Origin of the sequence: Moorena producens 3L (assembly GCF_000211815.1) — a bacterium.
GTDB lineage: Bacteria > Cyanobacteriota > Cyanobacteriia > Cyanobacteriales > Coleofasciculaceae > Moorena > Moorena producens.
The window spans coordinates 39,635-56,168 of record NZ_GL890954.1 but is presented as its reverse complement, the minus strand read 5'-3'; the positions used below and the strand labels follow the sequence as shown (position 1 = coordinate 56,168).

Sequence of the window (16,534 nt, the reverse complement as noted above, 5' to 3'; positions counted from 1 at the left end):
TTTACCTTGTCTTGATGGAATAGCGAGTGGGGGTTTCCCCCAAGACCGCGCTACCTCGCTGCATCGCTTTTTGGTTACTCAACAGCCGTCAGGGTGTAATCCCACCGTTGTCCTCCCTCAAAGGCACCAACCCAGATTTGGTATGTGCCAGCTGGCCAATTTTGTGCAGTTATGCTGGCATCTTTTTTGGAACCTGTATCATCCCCACAAAGGATTTGATTGTTGGGAAACTGAATCAGTAAAGTGGTATCCTTTCCCTCTGTGTTGACCCCTATAGTTAAACTGGGTAAATCTGCCTCCAAAACCATCAGGTGATCTGGAGTAGGGTCTCCAAAACCAATACAGGGATCATTGTTGCGATCGCTATTTGCAATCGATGACAACGAGTAAGCACCACCGGTGTGACCACTGACTTCTCCCTGACTTGGGGAAAAACCCGGTGATAAGTTTAAAGAAGCAAAATTCGCTGTCTGGGATAAAACGGGCATAGAACAGAGGGCTACTATTAAAGCTATGACTCCTCTAAGACCTTGTCGCACCATTGCAAAACCCTCCTAAGACTAGTTGTTACTATTTCCTCCCTATTTGAGTACGAGTAAACTCTAAACAATTACAGTACTTACTTATATTTTCCTATAAACCTCTGTTGTTTGATAGGAATAACTGTGACACTATGCTATCTGCCACATTGATTATTAATTGATACCTTTGTCGTTAATTTATTATTTAGCAATTAGCTTAAGCTATCAGCTATCAGCTTAAAAGCTACTTGAGATGCTACTTGAGGTCCTATCAGTTGCAGATAAGAAGAGCCTCAACTGGTACGTCAAAATCTCAAGTCTTGTTCATTTAAAATTGTTATATTTTTGGAAAAGTACGGCACACGCGCAACAGTTTATAGCAAATAGAAGCGCTGGTAAGGGCGATCATGGTAAAGGGTGTCGATAGTTTAATCATTTAAAGCCTCCTTGAAGAGGTGATTAGTATTGCTGAGCAGTTGTTTGCCTCTAATCTCGATCTTAGAGGATATCTGAAAAGTTTTTTTATACTGAATTTTGCCCCCCTAGCCGCCCTAGCGAGCAATCCCTCGCTTGGGGGGAACAAGAATCAATTTGCTGCTAAAAGTACCCCAAGCGAGCAATCCCTCGCTTGGGGGAACAACGGGGGCTTGGATGTAGCAAATGAGACTTCTCAGACAACCTCTTAGTGATTGCGTCATTGAATGGTAGATTCAACTAGCTTTAAGATTTTTGAAAATTTACTTTCCTATGGAAATTCAGGGCAAAAACATCTAAACTATAGAAGCCTTACTCAGACAAGATTACAAAATTAATAAGCAAAATTACTTATCGTATTAGTTTCATATCGAGTAGGCATTTCACCATTAGATGCGTTTACGCTGTATGGAACTTGGGAATAAAAAGAATAGTTTGGGCACCGGATGTTAATACTGATGGTAACTACTTTAAATATTGGTAGATATTAATCAGCCACCTTGACATCTCCCCCGGCTAAAGCACGGGGGATTCTTAAAGGATGTTACGCGGTAGGGTGAACCCGTACCGCTCCACCCTTATATCGATATGATTTAGACAAGTGACTGAATAAATCGTATCGGTGCGGGAGTGTCAATGCTCCCCTAGCCACCTTAGCCAGGTCGAATGGCTGTGTGGTTACTTTTCTGAGGATGTTACCAGCGCCGTTACAATCGGCGTTGATCAACATTCCTGAAGCAGTCTGATAAAGTCCGCGCCTAACTCTTTTGCCAGATGGCCTCCATCCTTCGGGTTTTGCACCTAATTTCGGTAAGGAGTCGTCATCCAAGAAAGACGCTTTACTAGTGTATGACTCTTCTGTGATTATGAGCTTTATTCCATATTCGAGACAAAGTTGCTTAAGCCTTTCTATTAGTCGTTTAGTGGGAATAACTACAAACTTTTGATTACCTTTTCTCCCCATATTGGAACGGCTCTTTTGGCCTTCGTTCCAACCTATTACTATGTTTCCTATTCCGTCGTTCAAGCAGCGATTAATAATAAATCGGGCAGCTTTGTTGACTGCGTCCCTCATTTGATTGTTTCGCTTCAACTGGATTCTGTCTAGGGTTGAATTCCAGTATTTTTCTGGTTTTCCAGTTTTATGTTTCGCTACTAATCGGGAATAGCCTTGATTCATAGCCTTGAGCTTCTTTCCATCTACAATGAAGCTCTTCCCTAAGGTCGAAACGCAGGTCAGCCAATTATCTCCACCATGATCTATACCCAAGGCTTGGGAGTAATTGAGATCTGGATTAGTAGCTAGTGGCTGCTTCCCATCCTCTATGATCCAGTCGATCCACAGCTGTCCATAACAGGGGCGAACTGCGACCTCTTTAACCCAATCCGGATCTATAAAGTCCGGAGGATCTAAGGTTATTTGAGTTAGCAGTTCTGGCTTACTTTCTTTGCTAACTGAAGGATAAAACAAACCCTGCTTATAAGTGAGCGCCTGCCTAGGGAAAGTAACAGAAGCTAATCCACCGGATTTTCTGTAACGAGGAAATCTAGGTTTGTCAACTTCTCCTTTGTAATATAATCCAACTAACTGGTTATAGCTTGCGATCGCCTCTCCTACAGTTTTAAGAGTCTGCTGAGCAGATTGGGCAGCCATAGCTTTGTAGTGAGGCGACATTTTTAAAGCTTTATCTATCTCAGGGTATTTAACCCCACATTTGTAGGTCGTCCAACCTGCCTTTAGTTCGTCTTCTCGCCAATAAGTTGTATAAGCCTGCTGCTCTTCTAGCCATTTATAGTGTTTCTGTTTTGCGTAATAAATAGCGCAGTTAAATAAGCTATTAGCTTGCTGGCATTGAAATTCCCAAAACGCTTTTTCTTCATCTGAAAAAACAGCTTTTACTGGTATCGTCTTATACATTGATAACCTCGACCTCTTTTGTTACCATATGTCTAGTCTATACGTAGGGTCTAAATATGTCAATTCAAAACCAGAAAAACTCAAAGAAAAAGATGAGGGGAGTTCCTGTCTATTACGATGAACTCAAAAAACCACACACTATAATGTTCACTGACAGTGTGTGGAAGTGGTTACAACTTTCCGCCAAGGACTCAAACACCAGTGTTGGTGAATTTATAGAACGTTGGGCTAGAAGTCAAATAGAGGACACGACTGGATAAATCCAGTCTCTCTTTTTCATCCCCCGGCTAAAAGCGCGGGGGTTCTCAAATTTCAGTAAGTTTTGATAGCTGATCACCCCATCATCTGCTCATTATATTTAGGGTGAATAAATAAAATTGCGATTACTAGAGGTAGAATAAAGGTCAAAACTACGAAAACAAGCGCGTTACAGCTATTTACGTCCTATGGTCGCTCAATCGTTTGATCAACCTCTTCTTGAAATCAGTGTTGAACAACTGGCAAGGCAGATGGCAGATTCCCCGGAGCAGTTACAGCTTATTGATGTCCGAGAACGGCAAGAAGTTGCGATCGCTTCTATAGAAGGGTTTGAAATTCTGCCTTTGAGTGAATTTGCTCAGTGGTCTGGGGAAATCTCTACTCGCTTTGATCCCGCAGTTGAAACCATGGTGATGTGCCATCATGGTATGCGCTCTGCTCAGATGTGTCAGTGGTTAATCAGTCAGGGGTTCACGAATGTCAAGAATGTAGCTGGGGGTATTGACGCATACTCAATCATAGTTGATCATAGCATTCCTCGTTACTAATTGCAGCTCACTACTAACTACTGCTATGAGTAGATTCTGCTATCTTAGAACAAATGTTCTTACAGCAAATATTTTTAGATAAAATGTATTAATAACCAACTTAATCCTTGGGTGAGCAGACGCTGCCATAGCTATGGATAAATCCCAGATACTTCCAAGTTTCACCAAAACCAACCCTGATTTTTGGTGATTGATTGGGATATCTAATTATCAGCCCTACTGTTTTGGACTAAAGCAGGCTTAACTAGACCCAGCTTTTAGGCAACATTCCATTATTAGTATGTTTGATCACCTTAATGGTAACTCCTCCCTCTAATTTAGACTTTTTTCCCTTTCAAATTAAGTTCAGCTTTGGTTCAAAATGTCTCGCCAACAACTAAGTTTAACAACTCGGCAACAACATATTCTCTGGGCGACTATTCGTCACTATATTGCCACGGCGGAACCGGTTGGTTCTAAAGCCTTGGTTCAAGAATATGACCTGAGTGTTAGTCCAGCCACGATTCGCTCTTGCATGAGTATGTTGGAAAAAGTTGGACTACTATATCAACCCCACACCTCTGCAGGTAGGGTTCCTTCTGATTCAGGTTATCGAACCTATGTTGACCAGCTGATTCAACCGTCAGAAACCTTGAGTCAGTATGTTGAAAATTTACTGGCAGAGAAGTTGAACTGGGAGGAAGCTAAGTTTGAGGTATTGCTAAGGGATGCTGCTCAAATTCTGGCAACAGTCAGTGGATATATTGCTTTAATTACTTTCCCTGACAATCGCACTACTCGCCTGCGCCATCTACAGTTGATGCACCTAGAGCTAGGACAGGTGATGTTGATTATAGTTACGGATAGTTATGAAACTCAGTCGGTATTGATGAATCTGCCCCAGTCAGAGGATGATAGCACGGTTGATGAGTCGATTGTGGAGCGGGAGTTAAAAATATTATCTAACTTCTTGAATAGTAAGCTGCGAGGGCGAACTCTCACGGAATTGGAGAAATTAGATTGGAGTGAATTAGACCGAGAATTTGTCCGCTATGCGGATTTTTTAAGCAATTTATTAACTGAGTTGACCCGTCGCACTGTAGTACCTAAGTCCAGCCCGATTATGATTCGTGGCATCTCAGAGGTGTTGCGTCAACCAGAATTTTCGGAAATAGACCAGACTCTAGACTTGCTACATCTGTTGGAAGAGGAACAGGAGCAACTGTGGTCAGTAATCTTTAAAGTACCGGAAGAGTTGGAATTTAAGTCTCGTGTGAAAATTAGGATTGGTGCCGAGAATTCCTTGGAACCGATGCGTGGCTGTACTTTGGTATCTGCTAACTATCAGCAAGACCAAGTCCCAGTGGGAAGTGTGGGAATTATTGGACCAACTCGCATGATTTATGAAAATGCGATCGCATTAGTAGAAGCAGCGGCGGATTATCTAACTGAAGCCTTGAGTCAACCAGCTTAAAGGGAAGTGTTACCGTAACGGCAAGACGTTGATCGCAAATGCTGCATCTAGCTCTTTGTCGAAATTATTCACATTACTATACTTAACCGGACTTGAACAATTTTTAAGTCCCAACTCAGTTGCCTCCCTAAAACAGGGAGCATTGATCACCATAGGTAGATATGCACCCGAATCCACCCATTCCCCTTGCCACTGGGTGGGCAGGTCACGGATTTTTGTAGCTTCTTAAGAGTTTAGGAGGTAGATCTTCAGGAAGGTCCGTATCTTTCCTGCTTGTTTCAGCAGAAGACTCACTATGAGCCGATATTTTGTTGATAATCTCCTGGATTTGACTGTTTAAATCTAAATTTTGCCAAATCTGAATCCCAGCGTTAGCTCCGACAAGTATTGCGCTCACTACCGCTATCGGAGTTTTCGCTCTTCTGAAATGGTCCCTGAGAGTGGCACGTTTCATTTTGACCCCTTAAGTGATGTACATATATATTTTGTATATCATACGTATAGCGAATTTTACCACTAGCAGACAGGCTGACTTGGGGGATATTTTTTTCAAAAAAGCCTAAATACCTATATTTACTGGGTTATGGGAACCAGATCATAGTAATTTCTGATCACACTGATCACCAAAAAGCTATAATACGTATATCACTAGCCTCCAAAAAAGCTATAATACGTATATCACTAGTTAATGTCAATAAATTGTTATGTCTAGGAAACTAGTTAGCTTCAGACTATCTGAAGACCTAGCACAAGCCCTCAAAGAGCGCGCTGAGGAGAAGGGCATTTCAGTGACAGAGTTGATCAACAGACTGCTGAGACAGGGTTTGGAAACCGATGACTCAGTAGAGGAGCGTTTAACAGTAGTAGAAGCCTCCGTTGAGAACCTCAGAAAACAAACCAATGTTACTGATCTCGCACTTGCCATTCAAGGAGTTGCTCAATCCCTGGGAGTATCCCCTGTACCTAAGACTGACTCCAATGTAGAGAGGCGTCTGGATGAATTGCAAGAGTTATTCATGGAGATGAAGGAGAATCTAAACCACGTACTGGATCAGGAGCCAAGCAGCCGTAAACCTCGGTCTTCTCTATCAAAGGGGTCTAAATCAGCGCGATTGCGCAAGCTACTAAAAGATCAACAGTCCTCAGTCAACCCCGAGATTCCGAAAGACTCTAAATTCAGGGACTACTAAATTTAGTAACAAGATGCATACAGCGGTTTTGACTTGAATAGCCCCCATCCGTGATTAGGGGGTAAGCTGAGAATGAGCTGTTGGTGTAACCAAGATTCACTGGGTGTGTTCACTGGGTGTGTTCACTGTAGTCTATTCATTTGAGAACTGCTATTGATGTTCAATCATGAGGATTTTGGTCGGTTTAAGCGTCTTGATGTGTCTCCTGATCGAGCAAGAGTCGTTTTCGGAACAGACGCTAAAGTTGTTGGAAATTATTGAATCCCAGCGAATTGAGGGCTATGTTGCCAAATCGACTGTGGCGAAATTCTTTTATTACGCCAAAATCCTGAGGAGCGAAAAAGATGCGACAGAAATTTTATCTCTGGTAATGGGAATTCTAAAGGAATGCTCTGTCGATTACACCATCTTGGAGAAAGATCGATTATACGACCTTATAAAGGTGACAGGTTTTGAAGTTGCTGAAGAGCTGGTTTGTGCAATCGCTAATAATCTGGAAGCCTTTGTAACCTTAAATGCTCAACAATTAAATTCTATGGGCTTTACTTTTCCAGTTTTGCCAGTTTTTTCAGTCAAACAAGTGTTAGATCGTCAGTCATTAGAAGACTGCTTTGATAAGGACTTTGATATTTATGAGATAATTTATGAGCTGCTAGAACCTGAAACATCAGTGCTAAATCCGTGGCAGACTGAACTTGTTCAGAAGGCAATCAACTTGAAGAATTGGTTGGGCAATGACTTTCGTGAGGCGGAGCAACAAAATTGGCATCCATGGCACGAGATTTTAGGAACAGTACAACCTTCTTATAGATATGCTCTTAGGCACATCAAAGGAGTCCATCGAGTTAAAAAAATTAGCTGGGATAATAGATACCAGATGGCTTTAGTGCTCAATGTAGCTATAGAAACTAATAATGAAGTCGATATTTTTCTACAGCTATATGCTATCAGCAACCCAAAGGATTTACCAGAAAATACCAAGATGATTGTACTTGATGACTCAGGTCAAACATTTATAGAAGCACAATCACAACTTGATGATCTTGGCATCCAGCTAAGGTTTAGTGCTGATTATGGGGATAAATTCAGTATTAAAATAGACTATGGTGGTAATTTTAGTTTTACAGAGTTGTTTATGGTTTAGTTTTTTTTATAATTACAAAATGGGTAAATTAGTTGTAATAAATTTAGGAGATGGAAACATTGAAACTGGTTGTTCAGCTACTCTAAGAATTGGAGATGATTGCACTTTTACATTAATAGAAATACTAGGAAAATTGCCTCCAGCACCAGAATTTGCAAAACTCCATAAGCGCTGGCATTTAATATATCAAAACCTAGGTTTTTCTGTACGCGCTTTGAAGAAAAAACCAGAGATAAACACTTCTATCATCAGTAGAGATAAGTTTCGCCAATTATCCATAAATTTGGTAAAAAGTCTAAATAGTTGGCTTAATTCTGAAGATTTTCGTGTCATCAAAGAGGGATTGCTGAAAAATTTAAGCCATTATGAAGAAATTCGCGTACTTATCCAAGTGGAAGATATTCAATTACGACGAATCCCCTGGCATCTGTGGGAAATTTTTGATTTTTATCGGTATGCTGAGGTTGCTTTGGCGGAATTAACCTATGATAGAGTTAAGCGCACCGTCTCTTCTATTATCAACGATAAGGTGAGAATTTTAGCTGTTTTGGGAAACAGTGATGGAATTAATCTTGAAACAGACCGAGAATTACTAGAACATTTACCTAATACAGAAATTACGTTTCTGGTTGAGCCGTCACGCCTGAAATTAGATAGGGAACTATGGGACGACAAAGGCTGGGATATCCTCTTTTTTTCTGGGCATAGTTACAGCCAAGTAGATGGCAAGAGTGGCTATATTTCTATTAACCGAACAGATAGCTTAATAATTAGTGAGTTAAAAAATGCTTTAAAAGCTTCAATTGAACGGGGATTAAAGATAGCTATATTTAACTCTTGTGATGGGCTAGGTTTAGCACAAAGTTTAACTGACTTGCACATCCCGCAAGTTATTGTGATGCGAGAGCCAGTACCAGATCTAGTGGCTCAGGAGTTTTTAAAGGGATTTCTTAAGTCATTTTCAAGGGGAAAATCGTTATATATTTCAGTAAGGGAAGCACGGGAACAACTGCAAGGATTAGAGAATGATTTTCCCTGTGCTAGTTGGTTGCCAGTTTTGTTCCAGAATCCCGCAGAATTGCCTCCCACTTGGAATGATCTTGCTCCAATTAGCTTTATCACTCAGCAGCAAGCCAACAACGAAGACCTGATTTTATATCAAAAAAGACTAGAAGCTTGGAATCAGTGGAGGGAAAGGAACACTGAGTTAGTTCCAGAGCTCATGGAAAGAAACTTAACTGGAGCCAATCTTAGGGGAGCTAATCTTAGTAACGTTAATCTTACTGGAGCTAATCTCACTCAAGCTAATCTCACTCAAGCTAATCTTAGTAACGTTAATCTTACTGGAGCTAATCTCAGTCAAGCTAATCTCAGTGAAGCTAATCTCAATCAAGCCAATTTGACTGGAGCTAATCTAACGGCAGTTCAAGCATTGAATACTAAGTTTGAACAAGCCAATTTTACTGGGGCTTGTATACAAGACTGGAATATCAATCGTGCCACAAATCTTGATGGGATAATTTGTTATTATGTTTATCTACGAGATTCTAAACAAGAGCGCCGTCCCCATAGCGGTAACTTTACTCCAGGAGAATTTACTAAGTTATTTAAAAAAGTTTTAGAAACTCTTGATTTGATTTTCATTAATGGAGTTAACTGGCAGGCATTTATTCCCTCATTCGAGAAGCTAAAAGTTGAAAGCGGGGCACAGGAGCTAGCGATTCAATCTATTGAGAATAAGGGGGATGGTACGATCGTGATTCGCATCAACATACCTAGGGAATTCAACAAAGCAGAAATTCACAATAATTTCATCCATAATTATGATTTATCACTTAAAATATTTCAGGAAAAATATCTAGCTGACTTAAAGGCTAAGGATGAACAAATACAGATTTATCGTCATCAAAGTGCGGATCTAAAAGAAATCATCAAGGTTATGGCTAGCAAACCTATGAATAATGATATTTATATCACAAACACAGTAGATAGTCCACCTATATCAGAAGAGCGTACATTCAACATAGACCAGAGCAATTATTCAATCGGTTTTGGTGACGCGGGAACAGCCAATGACAGCCAAATAGTTGGCACTCAGCACTACTATGCCCCAACCCAAAAACAAAATTTGGCAGAGGCAGCAGCAGAGATTCAGCAACTCCTAAACCAACTCTCACAAACCAACCCAACCACAACCGAAATGGAGAAATTAGAAACTGTAGCTAAGGTCACTCAAGAAATCAAGAGTAATCCTACCCTGAAAGCTAAAGTAATCAATGCCTTGGAAGCTGAAGGAACTGAAGCCTTAAAAGAAGCTATAGACCACCCGCTGGTGAATATTTTGATGGCAATGATTGAGGGCTGGACAGATTGATAGTGTAAGGTTGATAAAGGTTTATAATGGATAAGATTTTTCCAGCTAGTCGTATTTTAATTCGAGTTGTAAACATACTAATTTAGGCAAGAGGCAAGAGGCAAAAGGCAAGAGAGAATAAAATATATAGGTATTTTGGGTAATGTAAAAAACTGTAATAACTTTTTAAAATGTATGGATAAACCTTCCCTATACCAGCAAGACTTTTATGCTTGGACTCAGCAGCAGGCCCAAGCACTGAAGCATAAGCAATTTTCTAAGCTTGATTGGCAGCATCTGGAGGAAGAAATTCAAGCATTGGGAAGACAGGAATATCGGGAATTGGTAAGTCGCCTTTGCGTTCTTCTTGGTCATCTGCTCAAGTGGCAGTATCAGCCAGAGAATCGTAGCCGCAGTTGGTTTTTGAGTATTAGAGAGCAACGTCGGGCTATTAAACGGCATTTACGGCAAAATCCCAGCTTAAAGTCTCGGCGGTCAGAAGCAATGATCGATGCCTATGAAGCAGGTCTTGATTTGGCTTTGCGGGAAACTAATTTACCAATACGAACGTTTCCAGAAGCTTGTCTTTATTCCTTTGAAGAGGTGATTGAGGAGAGTTTTTTGTGTGATACTAGCCAAGATTGGGAAAATTAGCTTGTTGGTTGAGTCAACAACGTTTGAGCCACATTACTTATGCTTTTCAGGCAAAAGGCAAAAGGCAAAAGGCAAAAGGCAAAAGGCAAAAGGCAAAAGGCAATAATAAAGAGGGTTTCAAGGGAACGGTAGTGGTAAAGATGTAGTCCAAACCCTGGCGGTGCGTTACGGGACGGGCTATCCTAACACTGACTACCGAGAAAATTAGGCCGAGCCCGTCCCTAACACACCCTACCGCTGTGAGAGCAAAAGCTAATTCGTGATATAATCCTGTAGAGCTTTTACTCCCAGTGGTTGCGACTGTAGTGAACGAATTGCTGCTGCTGTGGCTTTAGCACTAGCAATTGTAGTTACAATCGGAATCTTATAGCCTAATGCTGTGCGACGAATTAACCGCCCATCGGCATAGGCATCTTCTCCAGAAGGGGTATTAATAATTAGCTGAATCTTTTGATTCTTAATCCAATCCAAGACATGGGGACGTCCTTCATGGAGTTTTAACACCAACTCCACATCCAGTCCATGCTCTTGCAGCACTTTGCGAGTCCCATCCGTTGCCACTAGCTCGAATCCCAACTCGATTAAGTCTTTCGCCACTGGTACCACATTTAGCTTATCTCGGTGATTGGTGGAAACGAACACTGTGCCAGACAGGGGTAAACGCTGACCAGCTGCTAATTCTGCTTTGGCAAATGCCTTGCCAAAATCTGTGTCAATCCCCATTACTTCCCCAGTAGAACGCATTTCTGGTCCGAGGAGGGTGTCTGTACCAGGAAATTTCTCAAAGGGCAATACCGCTTCTTTGACTGCAATGTGCTTAGGGCTAGCTTCTTCAGTTAACCCAAGGGATTCCAAGGTCTCACGGGACATAACCCGAGATGCTAACCCCGCCAGGGGTACCCCTGTTGCCTTGGAAACATAGGGAATTGTTCGGGATGCTCTGGGATTGGCTTCGAGAATGTAAACGGTTTCCCCCTGCACCGCAAATTGAATATTCATCAACCCCACCACCTTCAAAGCTTTGGCCAGCTGGTAAGTCCAAGTGCGCATAGTTTCCAAAGCAACGGGTGTTAGAGAGGTGTGGGGTAAAGAACAAGCGGAGTCCCCGGAGTGAATCCCTGCCTGTTCGATGTGTTCCATGATGCCACCAATCACTACCCGACCAGTATGATCTGCGATCGCATCCACATCTACCTCTACTGCATTTTCCAAAAACTTATCAATCAGAATCGGATGCTCTGGTTCCACCTGCACCGCAAACTTCATGTAGCGTTTCAAATCCTCATCGGAATAGACAATTTCCATAGCCCGTCCCCCCAACACATAAGACGGACGCACCACCACTGGATAACTAATCCGCTTCGCCACTTCTAGTGCTTCCCCATAACTGCGAGCAATTCCATTGGGTGGCTGCTTAATATCTAACTTCCGCAAAATCTTCTCAAACCGCTCCCGATCCTCAGCTACGTCGATTGAGTCGGGAGAGGTTCCCCAAATTTGGGTTACCAGTTGTTGGTTGCCAACCTTCAACCTGCTAACCTTCAAGGCTTCTTGCAACGGCACTGCTAACTTAAGCGGTGTCTGTCCCCCAAATTGAACAATAATCCCTTCCGGATTTTCCGCCTCAATAATATTGAGTACATCCTCTTTGGTCAGGGGCTCAAAATATAAGCGATCGCTTGTATCATAATCTGTAGAAACTGTCTCTGGGTTGGAGTTGACCATGATTGTCTCAAACCCCTGCTTACTCAGAGCATAAGATGCATGACAACAGCAATAGTCAAACTCAATTCCCTGACCAATCCGGTTTGGTCCCCCACCTAAAATCATCACCTTCCGCTGATCCGAAGGTATTACTTCCGACTCTTCTTCATAAGTGGAGTAATAATAAGGTGTAAATGCCTCAAACTCTGCTGCACAGGTATCTACTAGCTTATATGCTGGTACTACTCCTAGATGCTTACGGTATTGACGCACCTGATCTTCCGAGGTCTTGGTAGCAAAAGCAATTTGGCGATCGCTAAATCCCTGACGTTTGACTGCCCATAACTGTTCTTTGTTCAAGGTTTCCAATGGCGTACGTTTGAGGAATTTTGACGTTTCCAGCAATTCCAGCAACTTATCCAAAAACCAGGGGTCAATTCCTGTGAGTTCCTGTACTTCTTCTCGGGTCATCCCTAGCATCAAACCATGACCCACCGTGAAGATACGTTCTGGATTCGGGGTTCGTAAACCATAGCGCACTTGTTCGAGAGATGGCAGCTTCTCTTTGCGATCGCATCCCCACCCGAACCGTCCAGTTTCCAGGGAGCGCAACGCTTTCTGAAACGATTCTAGAAACGTCCGTCCAATCGCCATTGCTTCTCCCACTGACTTCATTTGAGTAGTAAGGATTGGTTTACTACCGGGAAACTTCTCAAAGGCAAAGCGGGGTACCTTAGTTACCACATAGTCAATAGTTGGTTCAAAGGAAGCAGGAGTTTGTTTAGTAATATCGTTGGGAATTTCATCGAGGGTATATCCCACGGCTAATTTAGCAGCAAACTTAGCAATCGGGAACCCTGTTGCTTTCGAGGCTAGGGCAGAACTGCGGGAAACCCGAGGATTCATCTCAATTACAATGACCTGGCCATTGATGGGATTCACAGCAAACTGAATATTTGACCCCCCGGTTTCAACCCCAATCTCCCGAATAATTTTAATCGAGTAATCCCGCAACCGTTGGTATTCCTTATCCGTCAGGGTTTGAGCGGGAGCAACAGTAATCGAATCCCCAGTATGAATCCCCATCGGGTCAACATTTTCAATGGAGCAGATAATTACTACATTATCTGCCAAATCTCGCATCACCTCTAACTCATACTCCTTCCAGCCCAACAAAGACTGTTCCACCAGGATTTGAGACACTGGCGAAGCATCCAAACCCCCCTGAGCCATTGTTTCGTATTCTTCTTTGTTATAGGCAATGCCACCACCACTACCCCCCAGGGTAAAAGCCGGGCGAATAATCAGCGGGTAAGAGCCGATTTTTTGTGCGATCGCTTTAGCCTCTTTGAGATTATTCGCAATTCCCGAAGGACAGACCCCTACCCCAATCCTTTCCATTGCTTCCTTGAACAACAGGCGGTCTTCAGCCTTTTCTATCGCCTCTAGCTTTGCCCCAATTAGCTCCACTCCATGCTTTTCCAAAACCCCATTCTTCGCTAGGTCAACCGCAATATTCAGAGCCGTCTGACCCCCCATGGTTGGCAGTAAAGCACATGGTTGTTCTTTTTCGATCACCTTCTCGACGATTTCTGGGGTTAGGGGCTCGATGTAGGTACGGTCAGCCGTTTCTGGGTCAGTCATGATACTAGCTGGATTAGAGTTTACCAGTACCACTTCATAGCCTTCTTCCCGGAGTGCCTTACAAGCCTGAGTCCCGGAATAGTCAAACTCACAGGCTTGTCCAATCACAATCGGACCAGAACCGAGGAGCAAGATTTTGTGAATATCGTCGCGGCGGGGCATAGTGGTTGCTCTGTGGTGAGATGAAAGTTATTAGATCCTGACTATTATATGCTTGCTTGCCAAATTATTCCCTAGTTATTTATCCAGCTTTTACAAAGCATCTAGCTTTTTATCCAGCTTTAACACATCAAGAGCCCCGATTTGTTTACAGTTTACAGTTGACGGTTGACAGTCAACGGTTAAGTTAACCATTTTGATTAAAACTGTCAAACTAGAGGTAGCGATTTTGCCTGTGAGTGCTATGACCGTTGCCAAGAATTCAGAAGCCACTGCGGAAGTAAATGTAATGGCTGAGTCAGATAGTATTATCATTCCACCATGTGATTTATGGAGTGATGAACCCCCCTTGGAAAGCGATCGCCATCGAGATCAAATTGAGCTGTTACTCGCTTGCCTAAAGTGGTGGTGGCGAGAACGAAGCGACTTCTATGCTACAGGGAATCTCACTATCTATTTCAGTCCTGAGCATATTACCACCAGAGACTTTAGAGGACCTGACTTTTTTGTGGTACTCGGTACGGAAAATCGACCCCGCAAAAGTTGGGTAGTATGGGCAGAACAAGGAAAATATCCCAATGTGATTATTGAACTGCTCTCTAACAGTACAGCTAAAGTTGACAAGGGATTAAAGAAAATTCTCTACCAAGATACTTTCAGGACACCAGAATATTTCTGGTTTCACCCCGATACCCTCGATTTCCAGGGATTTCGCCTGATGGGAGGCCAGTATCAACCCCTCGACCCTAATACTCAGGGGTGGCTGTGGAGTCAGCAGTTGGAATTATTTTTAGGTGTGCATAATTCCCAGCTACGGTTTTTCAGTGGAGATCAGCAATTGGTACCAACACCAGACGAGAGAGCTCAAGCTGCTCAACAACAAGCTCAAGCTGAACGGCAACAAAGAGAATTGGCAGAAAAGCGGGTAGAGGAATTGCTAGCTAGACTCAAAGAGTTAGGTGATGAGTCAGATGCTTGATTCTCGCCATTGCTCCAACGGGCATTGGTCAACTAACTAGAAAACTAGGTAAATCCATGATCAGCTGATCGAGTGATTAGGGGGTTAATTGCTAATTTTCAATTTTTAATTGATACTTTTTCATTGAAATTAAGGCGAGAAGCGCTATAATTATCCAATAAAGCATTGGGGAAAGACAATCATGCCTCCTTCTCCTTTTCCAGGAATGGATCCCTATTTAGAGCATCCCAGCGCTTGGCCGAATGTTCATCATCGACTAATTACTGCAATTGCCGACTTTTTGGCTCCCCAACTGCTTCCCAAATATCAAGTTCTGATTGAAGAGCGAATCTATCAAACTATAGGAACAGATTCAGTCCTAGTTGGCATTCCCGATGCAGCAGTAAAACTAACTCAGACAACAGCCAATCCCACACAAACCAATCCCACACAAACCAATGTTGCTGTTGCCTCAGCGCCAAGTCAGCCAACAAAAGTTATTTTACCAATTCCTGAAAAAGTTAGGCAGCGATGCAGCGCGGTCTTGGGGGTTTCCCCCATGAGCGACTGCATCAAGACAAGGACATTTAGAGATACGGGAGATCGCCACAAGTAACCTGGTGACAGCGCTTGAAGTTCTTTCCCCGACCAATAAACGCTCAGGAGAAGGACGCAATCAGTATGAAAGAAAGCGTCAAACTATATTAGGAAGTTCAACCCATTTAGTGGAAATTGATTTATTGCGGCAGTGGGAACCTATGCCTACCTTAAGTAATGGCATTCAGACCCATTATCGAGTTCTGGTCAGTCAAAATCATCGCCGCCCTCAAGCTGATTTATATGCCTTTAATTTGCCAGATTCGATTCCTACCTTTCCACTCCCTTTGCAACCAGAAGATACTGAACCCCTTGTCAATTTACAAGAGTTATTTGATGGAGTTTATGACCGCTCAGGGTATAGCTTTGTTATTGATTATACTCGCGAACCAGTACCGGTGTTGTCAGAAGCCGATGCAGCTTGGGCTGATGGGTTGTTACGGCAAAAGGGACTGAGGTGATTGTTGATTATCAGCTGATTAATCCTCAAGCCAATTTTCATATAAGCGATCGGTAAGCATATGCGCTACGCGCACGCTACTTGAGGTGCCCTCAGCGGTCAGCCGTCAGCTTATTTTATAGCGGTTTTCCATTGAGTTAGGTACAGATTCATGGGTTTTAGGGAACAGCGGATCACAGGAACAGGCAACAGAGAAGACGGAAGACGGAAGTTGGAAGTGGGGAAAAATCCTGTTCACCTTATAGTTATGAAAAACGCTGTATTCAAAAGCAGCGATTGCACTACGCGCACCCTGCGCGAACAGTACCTTGGCCACAGGCCTTTGGCACCTCAAGTAGCGTGCGCGTAGCGCTAATCGCTGTTCGCTGATAGCTGATAGCTGATAGCTGATAGCTGATAGCTGATAGCTGATAGCTGAATGCTTACGTGATAAGTATAGTTTTTTATAGTTTCTATTCAACAATTATCAAGGATCCACCCAGCGACCATCAGCTTTAAT

The 16,534-nt window shown here is 42.7% G+C and carries 13 protein-coding genes and 1 pseudogene; 10 read left to right on the top strand and 4 right to left on the bottom strand.

Annotated elements, in window-relative coordinates:
• Positions 1 to 74: 74 nt before the first annotated feature.
• Positions 75 to 542, bottom strand: coding sequence for a hypothetical protein (locus LYNGBM3L_RS24395; protein WP_044494606.1), 468 nt, complete (start codon positions 540 to 542; stop codon positions 75 to 77).
• A gap of 997 nt (positions 543 to 1,539) precedes the next feature.
• Positions 1,540 to 2,913, bottom strand: a complete 1,374-nt coding sequence (locus LYNGBM3L_RS24385; RefSeq protein WP_008187979.1) for an RNA-guided endonuclease InsQ/TnpB family protein — start codon at positions 2,911 to 2,913, stop codon at positions 1,540 to 1,542.
• A gap of 92 nt (positions 2,914 to 3,005) precedes the next feature.
• On the opposite strand from LYNGBM3L_RS24385, the gene LYNGBM3L_RS24380 reads away from it, so the two are divergent.
• The 3 genes from LYNGBM3L_RS24380 to hrcA all read left to right on the top strand — a co-directional run bounded on the left by LYNGBM3L_RS24380 (position 3,006) and on the right by hrcA (position 5,172).
• The gene (locus LYNGBM3L_RS24380; RefSeq protein WP_229414676.1) at positions 3,006 to 3,173 is read left to right on the top strand and encodes a hypothetical protein; all 168 of its coding nucleotides are present in this window, start codon (positions 3,006 to 3,008) and stop codon (positions 3,171 to 3,173) included.
• Positions 3,174 to 3,359: 186 nt separating this feature from the next.
• The gene (locus LYNGBM3L_RS24375; protein WP_008187977.1) at positions 3,360 to 3,719 is read left to right on the top strand and encodes a rhodanese-like domain-containing protein; all 360 of its coding nucleotides are present in this window, start codon (positions 3,360 to 3,362) and stop codon (positions 3,717 to 3,719) included.
• Between the two features lie 361 nt (positions 3,720 to 4,080).
• Positions 4,081 to 5,172: a heat-inducible transcriptional repressor HrcA gene (gene hrcA, locus LYNGBM3L_RS24370; protein ID WP_008187976.1), complete on the top strand. Its 1,092-nt coding sequence runs from the start codon at positions 4,081 to 4,083 to the stop codon at positions 5,170 to 5,172.
• A 9-nt stretch (positions 5,173 to 5,181) separates the two neighbouring features.
• On the opposite strand, the gene LYNGBM3L_RS44245 is transcribed toward hrcA, so the two are convergent.
• Entirely contained in the window at positions 5,182 to 5,349 is a 168-nt protein-coding gene (locus LYNGBM3L_RS44245) for a hypothetical protein (RefSeq protein WP_154659907.1), read from the bottom strand.
• Positions 5,350 to 5,876: 527 nt separating this feature from the next.
• Here LYNGBM3L_RS44245 and LYNGBM3L_RS24360 point away from each other — a divergent pair.
• From LYNGBM3L_RS24360 to LYNGBM3L_RS44240, 5 genes are all read left to right on the top strand, one after another.
• On the top strand, positions 5,877 to 6,362 hold the full coding sequence (locus tag LYNGBM3L_RS24360; RefSeq protein WP_008187974.1) for a ribbon-helix-helix protein, CopG family: 486 nt from the start codon (positions 5,877 to 5,879) through the stop codon (positions 6,360 to 6,362).
• A gap of 247 nt (positions 6,363 to 6,609) precedes the next feature.
• On the top strand, positions 6,610 to 7,506 hold the full coding sequence (locus LYNGBM3L_RS24355) for a DUF1822 family protein (RefSeq protein WP_161603185.1): 897 nt from the start codon (positions 6,610 to 6,612) through the stop codon (positions 7,504 to 7,506).
• Positions 7,507 to 7,525: 19 nt separating this feature from the next.
• On the top strand, positions 7,526 to 9,880 hold the full coding sequence (locus tag LYNGBM3L_RS35070) for a pentapeptide repeat-containing protein (protein WP_161603184.1): 2,355 nt from the start codon (positions 7,526 to 7,528) through the stop codon (positions 9,878 to 9,880).
• 174 nt (positions 9,881 to 10,054) lie between these two features.
• On the top strand, positions 10,055 to 10,513 hold the full coding sequence (locus tag LYNGBM3L_RS24345) for a DUF29 domain-containing protein (RefSeq protein WP_008187971.1): 459 nt from the start codon (positions 10,055 to 10,057) through the stop codon (positions 10,511 to 10,513).
• Positions 10,514 to 10,521: 8 nt separating this feature from the next.
• Positions 10,522 to 10,659 (top strand): hypothetical protein, encoded by a 138-nt coding sequence (locus tag LYNGBM3L_RS44240; protein ID WP_154659906.1) that lies wholly within the window; start codon positions 10,522 to 10,524, stop codon positions 10,657 to 10,659.
• Positions 10,660 to 10,765: 106 nt separating this feature from the next.
• Here LYNGBM3L_RS44240 and carB read toward each other — a convergent pair whose 3' ends face one another.
• On the bottom strand, positions 10,766 to 14,023 hold the full coding sequence (gene carB / locus LYNGBM3L_RS24340) for a carbamoyl-phosphate synthase large subunit (protein ID WP_008187969.1): 3,258 nt from the start codon (positions 14,021 to 14,023) through the stop codon (positions 10,766 to 10,768).
• A gap of 241 nt (positions 14,024 to 14,264) precedes the next feature.
• Here carB and LYNGBM3L_RS24335 point away from each other — a divergent pair, with 241 nt between their 5' ends.
• Positions 14,265 to 14,999 (top strand): Uma2 family endonuclease, encoded by a 735-nt coding sequence (locus tag LYNGBM3L_RS24335; RefSeq protein ID WP_044494631.1) that lies wholly within the window; start codon positions 14,265 to 14,267, stop codon positions 14,997 to 14,999.
• A 181-nt stretch (positions 15,000 to 15,180) separates the two neighbouring features.
• Positions 15,181 to 16,036: pseudogene (locus LYNGBM3L_RS50580) on the top strand (DUF4058 family protein).
• The last annotated feature ends 498 nt before the right edge of the window (positions 16,037 to 16,534 follow it).

Excerpts from the sequence above, each read along its gene's own strand:
- carB (WP_008187969.1), bottom strand. The coding sequence starts at position 14,023 with ATGCCCCGCCGCGACGATATTCACAAAATCTTGCTCCTCGGTTCTGGT.
- LYNGBM3L_RS24375 (WP_008187977.1), top strand. The coding sequence starts at position 3,360 with ATGGTCGCTCAATCGTTTGATCAACCTCTTCTTGAAATCAGTGTTGAA.
- LYNGBM3L_RS24345 (WP_008187971.1), top strand. The coding sequence starts at position 10,055 with ATGGATAAACCTTCCCTATACCAGCAAGACTTTTATGCTTGGACTCAG.
- hrcA (WP_008187976.1), top strand. The coding sequence starts at position 4,081 with ATGTCTCGCCAACAACTAAGTTTAACAACTCGGCAACAACATATTCTC.
- LYNGBM3L_RS24335 (WP_044494631.1), top strand. The coding sequence starts at position 14,265 with ATGACCGTTGCCAAGAATTCAGAAGCCACTGCGGAAGTAAATGTAATG.
- LYNGBM3L_RS24360 (WP_008187974.1), top strand. The coding sequence starts at position 5,877 with ATGTCTAGGAAACTAGTTAGCTTCAGACTATCTGAAGACCTAGCACAA.
- LYNGBM3L_RS24395 (WP_044494606.1), bottom strand. The coding sequence starts at position 542 with ATGGTGCGACAAGGTCTTAGAGGAGTCATAGCTTTAATAGTAGCCCTC.
- LYNGBM3L_RS24380 (WP_229414676.1), top strand. The coding sequence starts at position 3,006 with ATGAGGGGAGTTCCTGTCTATTACGATGAACTCAAAAAACCACACACT.
- LYNGBM3L_RS35070 (WP_161603184.1), top strand. The coding sequence starts at position 7,526 with ATGGGTAAATTAGTTGTAATAAATTTAGGAGATGGAAACATTGAAACT.
- LYNGBM3L_RS24385 (WP_008187979.1), bottom strand. The coding sequence starts at position 2,913 with ATGTATAAGACGATACCAGTAAAAGCTGTTTTTTCAGATGAAGAAAAA.